This is a genomic window from Niastella populi (assembly GCF_002078015.1).
GTDB classification, from domain to species: Bacteria; Bacteroidota; Bacteroidia; order Chitinophagales; family Chitinophagaceae; genus Niastella; species Niastella populi.
Genome location: NZ_LWBP01000254.1, coordinates 21,835 through 39,075, shown reverse-complemented (window position 1 = coordinate 39,075; position 17,241 = coordinate 21,835). Strand labels below are relative to the sequence as shown.

Annotated in this window: 13 protein-coding genes; 11 read left to right on the top strand and 2 right to left on the bottom strand. The window is 46.5% G+C overall.

Annotated elements, in window-relative coordinates:
• Nucleotides 1-406: 406 nt before the first annotated feature.
• A complete protein-coding gene (gene recA / locus A4R26_RS32905; RefSeq protein ID WP_081171212.1) occupies nt 407-1,411 on the top strand; it encodes a recombinase RecA in 1,005 nt (334 codons plus the stop codon).
• Between the two features lie 611 nt (nt 1,412-2,022).
• On the opposite strand, the gene A4R26_RS32895 is transcribed toward recA, so the two are convergent.
• Nucleotides 2,023-2,649, bottom strand: a complete 627-nt coding sequence (locus A4R26_RS32895; RefSeq protein ID WP_081171209.1) for a T9SS type A sorting domain-containing protein — start codon at nt 2,647-2,649, stop codon at nt 2,023-2,025.
• 161 nt (nt 2,650-2,810) lie between these two features.
• Here A4R26_RS32895 and A4R26_RS32890 point away from each other — a divergent pair, with 161 nt between their 5' ends.
• From A4R26_RS32890 to def, 5 genes are all read left to right on the top strand, one after another.
• Nucleotides 2,811-3,263, top strand: a complete 453-nt coding sequence (locus A4R26_RS32890) for a methylglyoxal synthase (RefSeq protein ID WP_081171207.1) — start codon at nt 2,811-2,813, stop codon at nt 3,261-3,263.
• Between the two features lie 276 nt (nt 3,264-3,539).
• Complete coding sequence (gene uvrB, locus A4R26_RS32885; RefSeq protein WP_081171205.1) at nt 3,540-5,582, top strand: excinuclease ABC subunit UvrB; 2,043 nt, start codon at nt 3,540-3,542, stop codon at nt 5,580-5,582.
• A gap of 217 nt (nt 5,583-5,799) precedes the next feature.
• Nucleotides 5,800-5,952, top strand: a complete 153-nt coding sequence (locus tag A4R26_RS35295) for a hypothetical protein (protein ID WP_165760499.1) — start codon at nt 5,800-5,802, stop codon at nt 5,950-5,952.
• Nucleotides 5,953-6,173: 221 nt separating this feature from the next.
• Nucleotides 6,174-9,041 (top strand): DNA polymerase I, encoded by a 2,868-nt coding sequence (gene polA, locus A4R26_RS32880; protein WP_081171203.1) that lies wholly within the window; start codon nt 6,174-6,176, stop codon nt 9,039-9,041.
• An 80-nt stretch (nt 9,042-9,121) separates the two neighbouring features.
• On the top strand, nt 9,122-9,706 hold the full coding sequence (gene def, locus A4R26_RS32875) for a peptide deformylase (RefSeq protein ID WP_081171201.1): 585 nt from the start codon (nt 9,122-9,124) through the stop codon (nt 9,704-9,706).
• Between the two features lie 18 nt (nt 9,707-9,724).
• Here def and tmk read toward each other — a convergent pair whose 3' ends face one another.
• Nucleotides 9,725-10,360: a dTMP kinase gene (gene tmk / locus A4R26_RS32870; RefSeq protein WP_081171199.1), complete on the bottom strand. Its 636-nt coding sequence runs from the start codon at nt 10,358-10,360 to the stop codon at nt 9,725-9,727.
• Between the two features lie 230 nt (nt 10,361-10,590).
• On the opposite strand from tmk, the gene A4R26_RS32865 reads away from it, so the two are divergent.
• From A4R26_RS32865 to A4R26_RS32845, 5 genes are all read left to right on the top strand, one after another.
• Nucleotides 10,591-13,200, top strand: coding sequence for a hypothetical protein (locus A4R26_RS32865; RefSeq protein ID WP_081171197.1), 2,610 nt, complete (start codon nt 10,591-10,593; stop codon nt 13,198-13,200).
• Between the two features lie 458 nt (nt 13,201-13,658).
• The gene (locus A4R26_RS32860) at nt 13,659-14,171 is read left to right on the top strand and encodes a hypothetical protein (protein WP_081171195.1); all 513 of its coding nucleotides are present in this window, start codon (nt 13,659-13,661) and stop codon (nt 14,169-14,171) included.
• 106 nt (nt 14,172-14,277) lie between these two features.
• Nucleotides 14,278-14,925: a DsbA family protein gene (locus A4R26_RS32855; RefSeq protein ID WP_081171193.1), complete on the top strand. Its 648-nt coding sequence runs from the start codon at nt 14,278-14,280 to the stop codon at nt 14,923-14,925.
• A 19-nt stretch (nt 14,926-14,944) separates the two neighbouring features.
• The gene (locus tag A4R26_RS32850; RefSeq protein WP_081171191.1) at nt 14,945-15,898 is read left to right on the top strand and encodes a 1-phosphofructokinase family hexose kinase; all 954 of its coding nucleotides are present in this window, start codon (nt 14,945-14,947) and stop codon (nt 15,896-15,898) included.
• Between the two features lie 246 nt (nt 15,899-16,144).
• Complete coding sequence (locus tag A4R26_RS32845) at nt 16,145-17,233, top strand: amidohydrolase family protein (RefSeq protein ID WP_081171189.1); 1,089 nt, start codon at nt 16,145-16,147, stop codon at nt 17,231-17,233.
• Nucleotides 17,234-17,241 lie beyond the last annotated feature (8 nt).

Genomic DNA, 17,241 nt, shown 5'->3' with positions numbered 1-17,241 from the left:
TAAGTGGTATTGACTGGTATGGAGAATTATTGTCACTTTGTTAGCACCTGCATGGTTTCAGCCATTGCCTTTTCCAGAAGTAGTTTTCTCAGAAATTTCATGTGGGTAACCCTGCTACGTCGCGCTGGCAGGGTTTTTTGTTTTTTACCGGTTTCCGGTATTCCGGTAACCGGGCAGGCCAACATGTCAGGATTCCTGAAATCTGTAAACAGCACGAATATAAAGATGCTGGTAACGGGAAACCGGTAACCCGGCAACTGATCCATATAATATAGTATTTCTCCCGCACCAACCTTCTACCCCAAAATAATTAGCCCCGGAATACTAAAATAATTAGTGTTGATAATATAATTTTCTCTACATTTGGCAATCGGTAAATTTGAAAGAACTATAAAAACAACTCATCATGGCAGCAGAAAACGAAAAAGCGAAAGCGCTTAAGCTCACTATAGATAAAATTGAAAAAGACTTCGGTAAGGGCAGTGTGATGATGATGAATGAAAAGTCACAGGACCCTATGGAAGTGATCTCCACCGGTTCAATCGGTCTTGACTCGGCCCTCGGCGTTGGCGGTTTACCAAAAGGCCGTATCGTTGAGATCTACGGACCAGAGTCTTCCGGTAAAACAACTATTGCAATACATGTTATTGCCGAAGCCCAGAAAAAAGGCGGTATGTGCGCCATCATCGATGCGGAGCACGCATTTGATAGCCTGTATGCCCGGAAGCTGGGGGTAGATGTAGACAACCTGCTTATCTCTCAACCTGATTATGGTGAGCAGGCCCTTGAAATAGCCGACCGCCTTATCTTATCTGGCGCCCTCGATGTAGTAGTGATAGACTCAGTAGCAGCCCTGGTGCCTAAAGGCGAGCTGGAAGGTGAAATGGGTGACAGCAAAATGGGTTTACAGGCCCGTTTAATGTCTCAGGCCCTGCGTAAACTTACCGCTACCATCAATAAAACAAATACCATTTGCATCTTCATTAACCAGCTGCGTGAAAAGATCGGTGTAATGTTCGGTAACCCCGAAACAACCACCGGTGGTAACGCCCTGAAGTTCTATGCATCGGTTCGTTTGGATATTCGTCGAATGGCCCAGATCAAAGACGGCGACGAAGCCATCGGTAACCGTGTAAAAGTAAAAGTGGTAAAAAATAAAGTAGCTCCTCCTTTCCGCGCCGCAGAATTCGATATCGTGTTTGGCGAAGGCGTTTCAAAAACCGGTGAAATACTCGATATGGGCGTTGAACTGGGTATTGTAAATAAAAGCGGAAGCTGGTTCAGCTATGACTCGAACAAACTCGGCCAGGGACGTGATGCGGTTAAACAGTTATTGAGTGACAATCCTGAGCTCTCAAACGAAATTGAAGTAAAGATCAGGGAAAAGATCAAAGAAATGCAATCAACTTAATAGATATTGGATCAGGCAGCGTAATACCACTCTCAATAAGGTATTACAGCTTTTAACAGCCGATTCCGACCAGGTTCAGTTGAATTATATGGGTTAGTAAGTAAATAGTCCCGGTTTAAACCGGGACTATCTTTTTTTAATACCTTATGTAAAGTAATATATATCGGGTGGGTAAGCGGTGAGGATGATAAAGCGCTGTGCTTATAGTGTTAGGTACATTATTGCCGGTGTCGTTAATTCAACCCATGCTCACCTGCGCATATCCGGCATAAAATAAAAAGGGGTCTGAATAGAAATTCAACCCCGCTTTTAAAATCCAATATCCTATGAAAAACCGAGGTAAAAATAATGGGGAATTCTGATATCTGCAATACCATTTTGTGGTAATAGTAAAAATACCAAGGTATTTGGTGGATTTAATACCTGGTTTTCCGTATAAATACATGGAATGTTTATGTCTGTAACGATAAGAATATCAATTTACTACATATTAGTATCTGGCTCGTGTTCCTTCTGAATGGATACGTATCAGGAAAGTTATTGACATTTTCAAACAGCGTGTCAATAAAGCTGCTATTATCGGTTGAGCATGACATCGGTCATTCATCCCGCTAGTTCTTCAGCAATTTTTCCTGGGTTAAAAGTCCTGTAGTATGATTGTTGATTCGCAGAAAATAGATGCCTTTTTCAAGCGTGCTTACATTGATGGTTTGAAGGCCCTGTAAGCTGTTTATAGCGAGGCGTTGCTTGCCAATGGCATCAACGATTTGAATATCGAGTAAGGCTTCAGAACGTATGATAAGGATATTGTCAACCGGGTTTGGGTAGAACCGGAAAGAAATATCACCCGCAATAAGCGCTTCTGCCGATTTTGAATAAGCAGGTTGCGAATCCTTTCCCGAAAACTTCACGCGGTACAGGCTGCGTCCTTTCGGGGGCGCCTCATCTATCCACTCATTGGTGGATCTAATATCAGATTGCTTTAAAACAGCCACCACTTCAAAATTACGACCGCCCGTGCTGCGTTCTATAACCGCAAAGGCAAGCGAGGTATCTTCGGGCTGCTTCCAACCCAGGATAACCCTTGCGTTCTCAAATATGCTTAATGAAAGATCAGTAATAAAACCTGAGGTATCTGCAGGAAAATGGTTGGCCAGCGGTGAAACCGTTGGTTCTTCCTGCGCTGTACATACGAATACAAGCAGGCATAACAAATATACCAGTGCGCCTTTCTTCATGGAATTTAATGGGTCAAAATCAAGAACTTCACTATTAACAATTTCTGTGCCCGAATGTGGAAAACGTTTAAAGCGCTAATAAAATTCAACGCCGGGAGTTAAAGTTTTTCAAAAGTCATTTACCTTGTTCCCCTTATAAATTCAACCAAGAACACAAGTTTATGCTTAGAGTCAGAAAACTAAACGCCCGTAAACGAATAGCTTTGGTAGCACACGACAATAAAAAGAAAGACCTTATTGAATGGGCAGAGTTTAATAAGACCGTATTGGCAAGGCACGAATTGTATGCGACCGGCACTACCGGTAAATTATTGGAGAACGCGCTCGACCGGCCGGTAAGAGCCTTGCTCAGCGGACCTTTGGGCGGCGATCAGCAAATTGGCGCCATGATAGCCAGCGGCGATATAGACATGCTGATCTTTTTCTGGGACCCCATGGAAGCACAACCGCACGACAGCGATGTAAAAGCCCTATTACGGGTAGCCATTGCCTGGAACTGTATTGTTGCCAACGACCGCGCTACCGCCGATTTTATACTCACCTCGCCTTTGATGATGGAAGAATACCTGGTGAACATTCCTGACTACACCAGTTATCTGAACCGGAAAGTTTAACGTTATGTACGGTTGGCCCGATTACAGCGAAACGCCAGGCAGTATGCGCTGCACATTCAACCTTCCAAAAAGATCATCACAGACAATACAGGCGCCTGCGGAATTAATGGGCGCCCAACACCAGCCGCATTTAATTCTGCTCAAATACCTGAACAATTAAAAGCCTGATCCGTTCTATATAGGCCCCTTTCCAAAGCCATCAAACTTTGGAAAGGGTTAAGGCGGTAAATTTGTGTACATTTTGCACTTATTTCCTGGTCCTATCTATATAATATTATGGCTTTCAAACTCTTTGCTCCATATCAACCTGCCGGCGACCAGCCGGAGGCCATTCGCCAGCTCACAGCCGGGCTCCGCGATGGTGAAAAATATCAAACCCTGCTGGGGGTAACCGGCTCTGGTAAAACTTTTACCATTGCCAATGTCATTCAGCAGGTACAAAAACCAACCCTGGTGCTCACCCATAACAAAACCCTGGTGGCCCAGTTATACGGTGAGTTCAAACAATTCTTCCCCGAAAACGCCGTTGGGTATTTTGTAAGCTATTATGATTATTACCAGCCCGAGGCCTACATGCCTGTAAGCGATACCTATATTGAAAAGGACCTCAGTATCAACGAGGAATTGGATAAACTGCGCCTGCAGGCCACCACCGAGCTGCTGAGCGGCCGCCGCGACATTATCGTTGTGGCCTCGGTAAGCTGTATATATGGTATCGGTAACCCTGCTGAATTTGAGAACGGGATCATTCGCATTCACCAGGGCCAGGTGATCAGCCGGCAGGGCTTTTTGCATGCGCTTGTCAATTCCCTGTATTCGCGCAGTACGATCGATTTCAACCGCGGAAATTTCAGGGTGCAGGGCGATACGGTTGACATCAACCTGCCTTATGTTGACTTTGGTTACCGCATTACCTTCTTTGGCGACGAAATTGAGACCATAGAAACCCTCGATATAAAAACCGGTAAACGGATCGGCATGGTTGAAAATGCCGCCATCTTCCCGGCCAACCTGTACCTGGCGCCCAAAGACATGATTACGCAGATCCTGAGCGAGATCCAGGATGAGAGTGCCGCCCAGGTAGAATACTTTAAAAGCGTTGGAAAATTTATTGAGGCACAACGCCTTAACGAAAGGGTGAATTACGATGTTGAAATGATTCGCGAGCTGGGGTATTGTAATGGGGTAGAAAACTACTCCCGCTTTTTTGACCGCCGCTACCCCGGCACCCGCCCATTCTGCCTGCTCGACTACTTCCCGAAAGACTTTTTATGTGTAATTGATGAAAGTCACCAAACCGTTCCGCAGGTCAGCGGAATGTATGGAGGCGACAGAAGCCGCAAGCTGGTGCTGGTTGATTATGGTTTCCGCCTGCCTTCCGCACTCGACAACCGCCCTCTGAATTTTCATGAGTTTGAATCCATGCTCGATCAGACAATCTTTGTTTCGGCCACCCCCGGTGATTACGAACTGGAAAAAACAGGCGGCGTTGTGGTTGAACAGGTGGTGCGCCCGACGGGTTTGCTTGACCCGCCAATTGAAATTCGACCCAGCGTAAACCAGATCGACGACCTGCTCGATGAAATTGACAAACGGGTAAAGAAAGGCGACCGCGTTCTGGTAACCACCCTTACCAAACGGATGGCGGAAGAAATGGACAAATACCTGCACCGCATCAATATAAAATCAAAATATATCCATAGCGAGGTAGATACCCTGGAAAGGGTAGAGATCCTGCGCCAGTTGCGCCTTGGCGACATTGACGTACTGGTAGGGGTGAACCTGTTGCGTGAGGGTCTCGATTTGCCGGAAGTTTCGCTGGTAGCCATCCTGGATGCCGATAAAGAAGGTTTCCTGCGTAATGAAAAATCACTGACCCAAACGGCAGGCCGTGCTGCCCGTAACGTTGACGGACTGGTGATCTTTTACGCCGATAATATGACGGAAAGTATGCAGCGCACCATCGATGAAACCAGCCGCCGCCGCGAAAAACAGATCGCGCACAATACCCTGCACGGTATTATTCCAAAAACGGTGAAGAAATCGCGCGATCAGGTGTTTGCCCAAACCTCTGTACTCGATATTAAAGGATACGACCCGGCCAACCCGCATGCGCTGGCGCCAAACGAAGACCTGGTTGCCACCGCTGCCGCAGAAGAGCAGGTCGTTTACCAAACCATTCCCCAAATGGAAAAAGCGATTGCCAAAACCAAAAAGGAAATGGAAAAAGCGGCCCGCGACCTCGACTTTATGGAAGCAGCCCGCCTGCGCGACGAAATGTTTTCATTGCAAAAGCAATTGCAGGAAATGAAGGGGTAGCCCCCGGCCCCTTAATGAGAGAGGGTTCAGAAAATGCGTTGAAGTTTATATACATAAGGAGCGCCCAAACGGGCCTTCTTTTTTGGTTCTTACCATTAGGGTCAGGGCATGGCGACTGCCCCTACAAAAAAATTTCTACTCCTGAATAATATTATCCACATAAGCCCGTTCTTAATGCGTTCGCAATCAACCCCTAAACCCTATATCTTTTATCCGTATGAGAGCCCGTCGTATGCGCCGTCGCCTGTTTAATGCGTTTGCATTTGCATGCCTGGCATTTGCACTTTACCTGATCGCCTTTGCAAAAGAAGAAACTGTACAACCAAACCAGGCAGCCCAGACAACAACGGGCGTGGCAAACGCCCGCTAAAAACGTTCCTTTCAAAACTTCATTCTTCAAAACCTGTTTATAACAGGTTGAAGACATCATATCAGGTTAATTAGCCATCGGGATCATTACCGGTATAACAATCGGGCCGATGGGCTAATTAACCGTTTTTGCATTTGCCCGTTTTGTGCTAAAATCAGCGCCATTTTCAGCGCCATAATCCTACCTTCGGGGCATTGTGAAAAATAACCGGAGGATACCATATGGAGAATCAATCAAATGAAAAGAAAGTTTTTTTGCTCGATGCACTGGCGCTGATTTTTCGTGCCTATTACGCCCTTATCCGAAATCCACGCATTACTACAAAGGGCAAGAATACCAATGCCCAGTTTGGTTTCATAAATACCCTGCTCGACCTCATCAATAATCAAAAGCCTACCCACATGGCCGTTTGTTTTGATACGCAGGCGCCAACCGAACGGCATACCGAATTCACCGATTACAAAGCCAACCGCCAGGAAGCGCCCGAAGACCTGATGGCAGCCATTCCCGATATTAAAAAACTCATCCGCGGTTTCAATATTCCGGTACTGGAAGTTGATGGTTATGAAGCTGATGACGTTATTGGTACCCTCAGCAAAAAAGGGGCTGCCGCCGGCTACCAGGTTTTTATGGTTACGCCCGACAAGGACTACGGTCAACTGGTTGACGGCAATATAAAAATTTACAAACCCGGTTACCAGGGCGGCGACGCCGAGATCCTCGGCGCAAAAGAGGTTTGTGAAAAATGGAATATCAGGGAAGTGCACCAGGTGATCGACATCCTCGGCCTTATGGGCGATGCCGTTGATAACATTCCCGGCATTGCAGGCGTAGGTGAGAAAACCGCCGCCAAATTGCTGAACGAATACGGCACGCTTGAAAATGTGCTTGAAAATGCCGACAAAATAAAAGGCGCGCTGGGCGAAAAAGTGCGTAACGGAAAGAATGCCGCCATCCTTTCAAAAAAACTAGCCACTATCATAACCGATGTACCCATCGAATTTCATGAAGAAGATTTCAGGCTGAAAGAATGGAACCGCGATCTGCTGAAAGAAGTCTTTATTGACCTGGAATTCAAAACAGTGGCCAAACGTATTTTAGGCGAAGAGATTGCCATTGTACCGGGCGCAGCGCCGCAGGGCGTGCAAACCGACCTGTTTGGCAATGCAGTTGAACCGGACAAAGCAAAACCGGAAGCCAAAGCTAAGAAAGCGGAAGAGGCACCGGCAGATGAGGATCGGGGAGAGAATGGCGATATAATGCCTGCAGGAAAGAACATTCACAACACCGCACATCAATACCGCACATTACAGGAAGAAGAAGCTATAACAAAACTCGTAAAAGAACTACTGGAAGAAAAGGAAGTTTGCTTCGATACCGAAACTACCGGCATGGATGCCAATGATGTGGAACTGGTGGGCATGAGTTTCTCCTTCAAACCCGGAGAAGCGTATTATGTTCCCTGCCCGGCCGACCAGGAAGCAACCAAAAACATCCTCAAATATTTTGAACCTGTTTTTAATAAAAAAGATATTCTCTGGATTGGCCAGAACCTGAAATACGACATGCTCGTTTTGAAATGGTATGGTTACGAGTTGCAGGGTGAAACCTTCGATACCATGCTGGCGCATTATGTAATTGAGCCCGATGGCAAACGCAGCATGGATATGCTTAGCGCCCGCTTCTTAGGTTATGAACCTGTGCATATTGAAGAACTGATAGGCAAAAAAGGAAAGAACCAGCTGAACATGCGCGATGTGGCTATCGACAAAATAAGCGACTATGCCGCTGAAGACGCCGATATTACCTTACAGTTGAAACAGGTGCTTTCGCCTTTATTGAAAAGCAGGGAAGTAGAAAAAGTATTTCACGAAGTAGAGAACCCGTTGGCAAAAGTGCTGATGGATATGGAATACGAAGGCGTAAAAGTAGATGTTGATTTTCTGCGCGAATATTCAAAAGAACTGGAACGCGAAGCGGCCCTCGCAGAAGACAAGGTGTACGAACAGGCAGGTGTAAAGTTCAACCTGGCCTCGCCACGACAGTTGGGTGAAGTGCTGTTTGAAAAACTGAAACTCGACCCTAAAGCGAAAAAGACAAAAACCGGCCAATATGCAACAGGTGAAGATGTGTTGATGAAACTGGCCCACCAGAATAAGATCGTGGAAGACATCCTGGTGTTCAGAGAGCTTACCAAATTGAAATCGACCTACGTAGATTCACTGCCCGAACTGATCAACCGTAAAACCGGCCGCGTGCATACATCCTATGCACAATCGGTAGCGGTAACGGGCCGGCTGGCAAGCAATAATCCCAACCTGCAGAACATACCTATTCGCACCGAAAGAGGCCGTGAAATTCGCAAAGCTTTTATTCCCCGCGACAGCAATCGCATATTGATCTCGGCCGACTATTCTCAGATAGAGTTGCGCATTGTTGCCGGCATCAGCGGCGACCCGGCCATGTGCGAGGCTTTCAAAAAAGGCGTGGATATTCACACCGCCACCGCGGCTAAAGTATATGGGGTAGAAGAATCAGCCGTTACAAAGGAGCAACGTTACAAAGCCAAGAGCGTGAACTTCGGTATCATTTACGGACAGGGCGCTTTTGGCCTCGCCGATAACCTCGGTATCAGCCGCACGGAAGCCAAAGAGATCATCGATAACTATAAAAAACAATTCTCCGGTATTCAGAAGTATATGGATGATACCATCAACTTTGCCCGCGAGAACGGTTTTGTGCAAACGATCATGGGACGCAAACGCTGGCTGCGCGACATCAATTCATCTAACTTTACCGTACGGGGTTTTGCAGAACGAAACGCCATCAACTCCCCTATTCAGGGCACGGCGGCAGATATGATCAAACTGGCCATGGTGAAGATCTATCATGAGTTCCGCAAACATAAATTTGAATCGAGAATGATACTGCAGGTGCATGACGAGTTGGTTTTCGATGCGGTTAAAGAAGAAATGGATACCATAAAACCCATCATCCTCGATTGTATGCGGTCGGCACTGCCATTACCCAATGAAGTGCCTGTTGAAGCAGAGGTAGGATCGGGCGTTAACTGGCTCGAAGCGCACTAAAAAGCACCAAACATAAGTAAACAAAACCCTGGCTGAATAACAGGTTCAGCCAGGGTTTATTTAAAAAAACGATTAGTCATATGCAACTGCCAATCCTGGCCTATGGCCACGATATTCTTCGAAAACAATGCGATGAAATTGATCCATCCTATCCCGGCCTCGACAAACTTATCGACAATATGTGGGAAACCATGTATGGCGCCAATGGTTGCGGCCTGGCAGCCCCGCAGGTAAATGTACCTGTTCGATTGTTCGTGGTAGATAGCAAATCAACCCACGACAGGATGGATGAGGTTATACGGGAAGATCATTTCGTTCGGGAAGATACCGGTATTGTGGAAACTTTTATCAACGCAAATATCCTTGACGAATCTGACGACGCCTGGATCGATGAAGAAGGCTGCCTGAGCATTCCCGCGCTAACAGAACGGGTAAAACGCCCCTGGAGCATTACCATTGAGTATTTCAACCGGCAGTTCGAAAAACAAACAAAGACCTTTTACGGCACAACGGCGCGAATGATACAACATGAATACGATCACACCGAAGGAGTGCTGTATCTCGATTACCTGAAACCGCTCACCCGCAAACTATTGCATGGGAAACTGGAGAAAATTGCCAAAGGTCAGATAAAAGCAAAATACCCGATGCAGTTCGTGAAATAATTTACCGCTTCTCCCGGCTTATTTATCCCGCCCGAGCATCGATTGCACTTTCTGCCAAATGTCATGAGCGATCAGGTCGGGAGAACGGTTTCCGTCTACACTATAAACATTTTCGGCTGATCCTGCTTTTTCAAATGCCTCCATATATTTCGACCGCACCAGTTTCAGGCTGTCGAGCGTTTCGAATAACTCAACGTTCTCTCTGTTGGTATGTACCCGGTGCATGCTTACTTCCGGCGCCACATCGATGAAGATATTTACATCGGGACGAAGAATTTCAGCGGCCATGGCATTTGCCTGAATTACCCAGTCGATGTTCATGTGAGCGCCCTGGTAAGCGTAGGATGAAAACAGGTACCGGTCGGTGATCACGGTATATCCTTCCTCGAGTTTTTTCACAATACCATAATCCTCATTCAGCAAATGATCTAACCTGTCGGCAACGAACAGCCCCGCAATGACGCGGTGATCGGCCCTGGCGTTCCCTTTCAGAATATCCCTGATCAGCTTACCTATCTGGTTATTGGTAGGCTCAAAAGTGCTATATACTTTATATCCCCGGTTCGATAACTGTTCCGTTAACAATTTCGTTTGAGTGCTTTTGCCGCTACCGTCAATTCCTTCCAGGGCAATAAATAAGTTTTTCCGCGTCATAATCGATCAAAAATACACGTAAAAGACTAAATGACAGTGCGCTAAAGATTCCCTTGTTAAAAAGGGATTAATTTGTCAATAGAGAACCACTCCTTTAACAGTTGTTTTGTCTAATATTTTGTCAATGTTGGGATATTTACAAACCTCTAACTAAAACTGCCGTCTAATGGTAGTAAATTAAAGCAATATTTCCCCGTTATGGATTTTTCTAAAAATATAAACTTCCCCATATGAAGATCTTTACATTGATGGCTGTGTTGTTGGGTAGCATGATCACTCATTTGGCTATGGCCCAGGATAGCTGGCCCAAAACAACAACCACTTCCGAAGGGACCATTATTAAACTTTATCAATGGCAGCCCGAGTCGTTTGCCGACAATACACTAAAAGCCCATGCGGCTATTTCGGTATTGGAAAACGGCAAGTCAGAACCTGTTTTCGGTGTAGCCTGGTTAAAGGCCTCAACCGAAACCCGGGGCGATCAGGTGAGCGTTAAATCAATTTACATTACCAATATTAAGTTGCCTGGCGAAAGTGATGAAAGCAAACTCGAAAGCCTGGCCAACACCATTGAAGACAAGGTTGCATCCTGGGATATTGAATTTGCGAATAAGGACCTGCAGGCATCCCTTGACCTCAACAAACAGCAAAACGCCCTTGCCACGCAAATTAGTAACACCCCGCCCAAGGTTATTTACACCAACGTACCTTCCATTCTGGTATCTATCGACGGAGCTCCTAAACTGCAGGCCAATAAAGACTGGGGCGTAGAAGCAGTGGTGAACACCCCGTTTGTGCTGGTAAAGAACCGCGATGATAAGTTTTACCTGTACGGGGGTAAACACTGGTATACAGCTCCCGAAGCAACAGGCCCCTACAAACTGATCACCGGCATTCCAAACAACCTCAATAAAATTGAATCTGCCATTAAGGAAGCCGACAAGAAAAATCCTGAAGAGAATAAAGAAACTGACGCCAACACCATTTACAACATAGTGGTAACCACAGAACCGGCAGAACTGATACAATCAAAAGGGGAAGCGAATTTTTCAGCAGTAGACGGAACCGGTTTGTTGTACGTATCCAATTCAGAGAATGATATTTTCATGGACATTAACTCGCAACAATACTATGTGTTGTTGTCGGGCCGCTGGTATAAATCAAAAACCCTTACTGGTAACTGGCAATATGTAGCGGCAGATCAACTGCCTGCAGACTTTGCCAAAATTCCCAAAGGATCATCAAAAGACAATGTACTTGCCAGCGTTGCAGGCACCGAAGAAGCGAATGACGCTATTGCCGAAGCGCAGGTTCCGCAAACCGCAAAAGTGGAACGCAGTAAAGTGCGCGCCGATGTTGATTATGATGGCGATCCACAATTTGAAGCAATCGATGGCACCGATATGTATTACGCCACCAATTCACCGGCATCGGTAATCCGCTGGCGTAACAGGTATTACACCGTTGATAACGGCGTGTGGTTCGAATCATATAACGCAGTTGGCCCGTGGGTGGTGAGCGTAAGCCGGCCTTATGCGGTGGCACTTATTCCGCCCCGTTACCCGGTTTATTACATGAAGTATGTTGACATCTACGATGTAACGCCCGATTATGTTTACATGGGGTATACACCCGGTTACCTCAATGCATATGTATATGGGCCAACCGTTGTATACGGAACCGGTTATTACTATCGCCCCTGGTATGGCCGTTATTATTATGCGCGTCCTTATACGTGGGGATTTGGTATCCGCTACAATCCGTGGTTTGGCTGGGGATTCGGCGGTGGCTTTGGCTGGGACTGGTTTAATGTCAGCATCAGTTTTGGTAATGCCTACCCTTGGGGTTATTGGGGTTATGGCGGCTGGTGGGGCGGTCCACGCGTTTATCGCCCCTGCTACTACGGCCCTTCATACCACTACCGTGGCGGTTACTATGGGTATAACAGTTACAGATCTTACCGTCAATATAACAACGTAACGGTAGTAAATAACTACTATAGCAATACCAACATATACAGGGGAAGAAATGGCATTGTAACCCGTGATTATGGCCGCGGTGGTTACGACAGAGGCCCGCGTTATGGCAGTGGCGGCCGTGGTGGCCGCATGGGTTTTGCCGATAATGGACGAGGTTATAGCGGTGGCCGCTTCGACAGAAATGGCCGCCCCGACGCCGGCGGCAGAATTGCCACGCCACAAAACGGCGGTTTCAACCGCGATCGTTTTGCCCGTCCTGATGCAGGCGGAAGAAGAAGCTTCGATTCGCAGAACGGAATTTACAACCGCGAACGACTTGCCCGCCCAGATGCAGGCGGAAGAAGAGGTTTCGATTCGCAGAACGGAACCTATAACCGCGAACGACTTGCCCGCCCAGATAACAACGGAAACGTCAGGGGTTGGAGAAATAACAATGATCAACAAGGTGCTATACGCCCGGGGCAGGGCCAGCGATTTGCCAATCCCAATGGCGGTAACCGCGATTGGAACAATAATCCGGGCCGCACGCCAGAAAGGATCCGGCAATTGCCCGGCAGACAGCCAGGATCAACAGATCGCCCTTCCGGCGGCTGGCAACAACCACAACAACGCAATTTCTCAAGGCCTTATGGCGGTAATAGCGGCGATGGCGGCAATAGAGTGTTCTCGCCAGGTCGTGGCTCACAACCACAGGGCGGTGGTTTTAGCCCGCGTGGCGGTGGTAATAGCGGTGGCTTCGCCCCCCGTGGCGGCGGCGGAAATGGCGGGGGCTCAAGACCCTCCATCGGCTCCAGGGATAATGGCGGGGGCAGTTCATCAGGCGGTGGCGGCGGCCGCGGTGGAATAAGAAGGCAGGGATAACATTCTTTTATAAAACTAATTTTGCAGTCCTCCCGATTAATTGCCGGGAGGACTTTTTTTGTTCTTCAAAAGCCAAACTTCTTCTCATGCAATCAGAAAGCATCATTCGCGGTCAGGATATAGATCTTGAGCGACTTACAAATGATCATATATTCGAATTGGAATCAATTGCATTTGACGCACGCAGCTGGCAGCATCTTCCCTACAACATAACAAACAATCTTTCAAAACATTCATTCCCGAACAACTTCAGAAAAATCTGAACGCATAACAGATCACGTATGTGATGCGGAACCCGGCGGCCATCTGCAAAAAACATCGCCTGAAGTATTGATTAGTAAATGATTGCTAAAGGTTTTTTTTAAGTAAACATTTCACTTTTACAGAAATAATATTGATCTTTCGGCGTTCTATTTACAGAAAGTCGTTTCTGTGAATTATACCCTTAATCTTATACTATGAAACGAATTTTAGCTTCTTTAATCATTTGCTTTCTATTCATCATTACCTTGTACGCGCAGTACGATACTTCGCAGTTTACCGGTGTATGGGTACTACAATCTGTTAAATTTAAACATCCCGTCGACCTCAATAAAGATGGTTACCGCTCTTCCGATGCCTTTTGGGAATTTGACGAATGCAGAAAAGATCAGCAACTTGAATTGTTTCCCGATTTAAATGCCAAAACATATTATGGTTCAAATAAGACCGGTTGTACAAATGAAGTAAAGTTGTACAAATGGAACATTAAAGAAGAACTGGTTAAAGAAGTGAAATATGAATTGGGAAAAAGAGTGGTTGACGAAAGAAGACCAACCGTACTGAAGCTTAATGACGCTACCGGCAATGATGCCAAAGTGTTTGTAGTTATTGGTGTTGATGAAAATATTCTTACTTTGAAAGGGCTTGTAAAAAGCGGTTCGAACAGTAGTGAGGAGGCGATCCTCATTTACAGGAAAAGAAAAAAATAACAGCAGCGGATATACAACTGCCACTATCGTAAACGGCTATCTGTGAATGCATAGATAGCCGTTTTTATTTTGAGATTGAAAGGTTCGACGTAAATTCACGGTCATTATGGAACCAGTGATCTTTTATTGCTACGATGCTTATTGCAACTGGTGTTACGGGTTTAGCCCGGTTATGGAAAAAATAGCCGGTGAATTCGATAGCAGGCTGCATTTTGAAGTGCTTTCAGGCGGCATGATCTTACCCCAAACGCCCAGGCCTATAAGCGTAATGGCTGATTATTTTCTACAGAACTGCCAAACGGTTGCCGAACATACCGGCGCGGAATTTGGAGAAGATTTCCTGTGGCATATTAAAAACCCCCATCTCAGCGACTGGTTCCCCAATTCAGAAAAACCGGCCATTGCCTTGTGCGTGTTCAAAGAATTTCATGCCGGTAAACAGGTGGCCTTTGCAGCCGATCTGCAATATGCATTACAGTATGAAGGCCGCGATCTGTGCGATAATGAAGCATACCGGCATTTGCTTGAAAAATATGCCATTCCGGCCAATGCATTTTACGATGCTTTAAAAGATCCCGCATATAAAGAAAAAGCCCACCACGAGTTCTCTATATGCAAACAGTTGCAGGTTACCGGCTATCCGGCCGTGTTGATGCAGGTAAATGAAGCGAAGTTCATGTTACTGGCATCGGGTTATACAAAGTATGAAGTTTTAAAACAACGGATAGAAAGCGCTTTGAAAGATATCAGTTAAGTAAATTAAAAATACTACCATGATCGTTACAATTACAATGAACCCTGCCGTAGATAAAAGCACCTCTATAGATAAACTGGTGCCGGAGAAAAAAATGCGTTGCAGTGAGCTGATAACAGAAGCCGGCGGCGGCGGTATCAATGTCAGCAAGGCTATAAAGGAATTGGGCGGCGAGTCGCTGGCCGTATTTCCATCGGGTGGCATGAATGGAAAATTGCTGGAGAATTATTTATCACAAAAGCAGATCAGCTTTAAAAGCATTCCCATTGCCCATGAAACGCGGGAAAACATCGTGGTTCGGGAAACGGATACCAATTCGCAATACCGTTTTGTGATGCCGGGCGCTGTTTTATCGGAAAAAGAAGCTCATGCCTGTTTTGAATTATTACAACAACTGGAACCGCGTCCCACCTGTATTGTTGCCAGCGGTAGCTTACCGCCCGGTATACCGGATGACTTTTTCGGTCAGTTAGCCAGGGTAGTGAAGCAGTTGAATGCGCGGTACATCATAGATACGTCGGGCAGGCCGTTACAACTGGCTGCGAAAGAAGGCGTATACCTGTTAAAACCAAATTTAAGCGAGTTGTGTGCATTGGTAGGTAAAGAACACCTGGAGGTAAATGAAGTGGATGATGCGGCTATGGAGGTTATAAAACAAGGTAGTTGTGAAGTAATGGTAGTTTCCATGGGGGCCACCGGCGCTCTCCTGGTTACCCGCGACGGATGCGAGCATGTGCCTACGCCAACGGTAAAAAAACAAAGCACAGTCGGCGCCGGCGACAGTATGGTAGCCGGTATGGTTTGGATGCTGGCACAGGGCAAATCGATTTCAGAGACCGTTCGTTTTGGCGTGGCCTGCGGTACCGCTGCCACAATGAACCCCGGCACACAATTGTTTAAAAAAGAAGATGTATACCGGCTATATGACTGGATCAATAAATATGCTGATACATATAAAATGAAACTCGATTAGTTTACAACCTTAAGACGGTCATCCTTCTTGCGAATTGGCAATAGTAAAATGCAAAGGTGGGTCACTATTCAGAGGTGAGCCACCTTTGTAGGTAAACCGGCATCGGCGAATCGGCAACCGGCAAACGTGAAATAACATAAAACCGCTGCACGTTCCAAATGCCCGCGAGCCTACCCACCATTCACCTTTTTGATCACCGGTTTTACAATTCTACCAATACCATTTAAATTGGCATAAATTCTTAGCATGCGAAGCCTTCTTATCATCACCGGTTCCCTGCTGGCAGTTCAATTGGCCAGTGCGCAAACGTCACATATGGATTTTGAAAAATACGCCCCCACTTCAACCCTGGTGGTGCCCGAACATAAAATTTCCCGCGCCCGTTTTCCATTTATCGATGTGCACAATCACCAGCGCGCCATGTCGGCCGGCGATCTCAAAGGGCTGCAGGCTGAAATGGACAAACTGAACATGGCGGTGATGGTTAACCTCAGTGGTGAAAATGGCAGCCGTCTTCAAAATAAGATCGATAATATTCGCTCAACGAGCCCCAAACGTTTTATTGTTTTTGCCAATGTAAACTTCAGCGGCATTGGCGAACCCGGCTGGACGGAGAAAGCCGTTAAACAACTGGAAGAAGATGTAAAGTATGGCGCCAACGGATTGAAGGTTTTCAAAAACCTGGGGCTGTCAGTTAAAGACAATACCGGCAAACGGGTAACAGTCGATGATCCGCGGCTCGATCCTGTCTGGGCCAAATGCGGCGAACTGAAAATACCGGTGCTTATTCATACAGCTGATCCTAAACCTTTCTGGGACCCCGAAGATGAGCACAACGAACGCTGGCTCGAGATTACTTCTCACCCGGGCAGAAAAAGAGGCCCCAACGATCCTGCTCCCTGGGAGGTACTGATTGAAGAACAGCACCGCATGTTTAAAAAACATACCGGAACCACTTTTATTGCCGCGCATTTTGGCTGGTACCCCAACAACCTCCCGAAACTCGGACAACTTATGGATGAAATGCCGAACGTAGTTGTGGAGTTTGGCGCTGTGATCGCGGAACTGGGCCGTCAGCCACGGATGGCACGCCGGTTCTTCGAAAAGTACCAGGATCGTATTCTCTTTGGAAAGGACAGCTGGGTGCCTGAGGAATATGCCACTTATTTCAGGGTGCTGGAAACCGAAGATGAATATTTTCCATATCACAAAAAGTATCATGCCTTTTGGGCTATGTATGGCATGGGTTTACCCGATGCTATTCTGAAAAAAATATATTACAGGAACGCACTGCGTATTATTCCCAATATCGACAGATCGCAATTCCCCGAATAAAACAATTC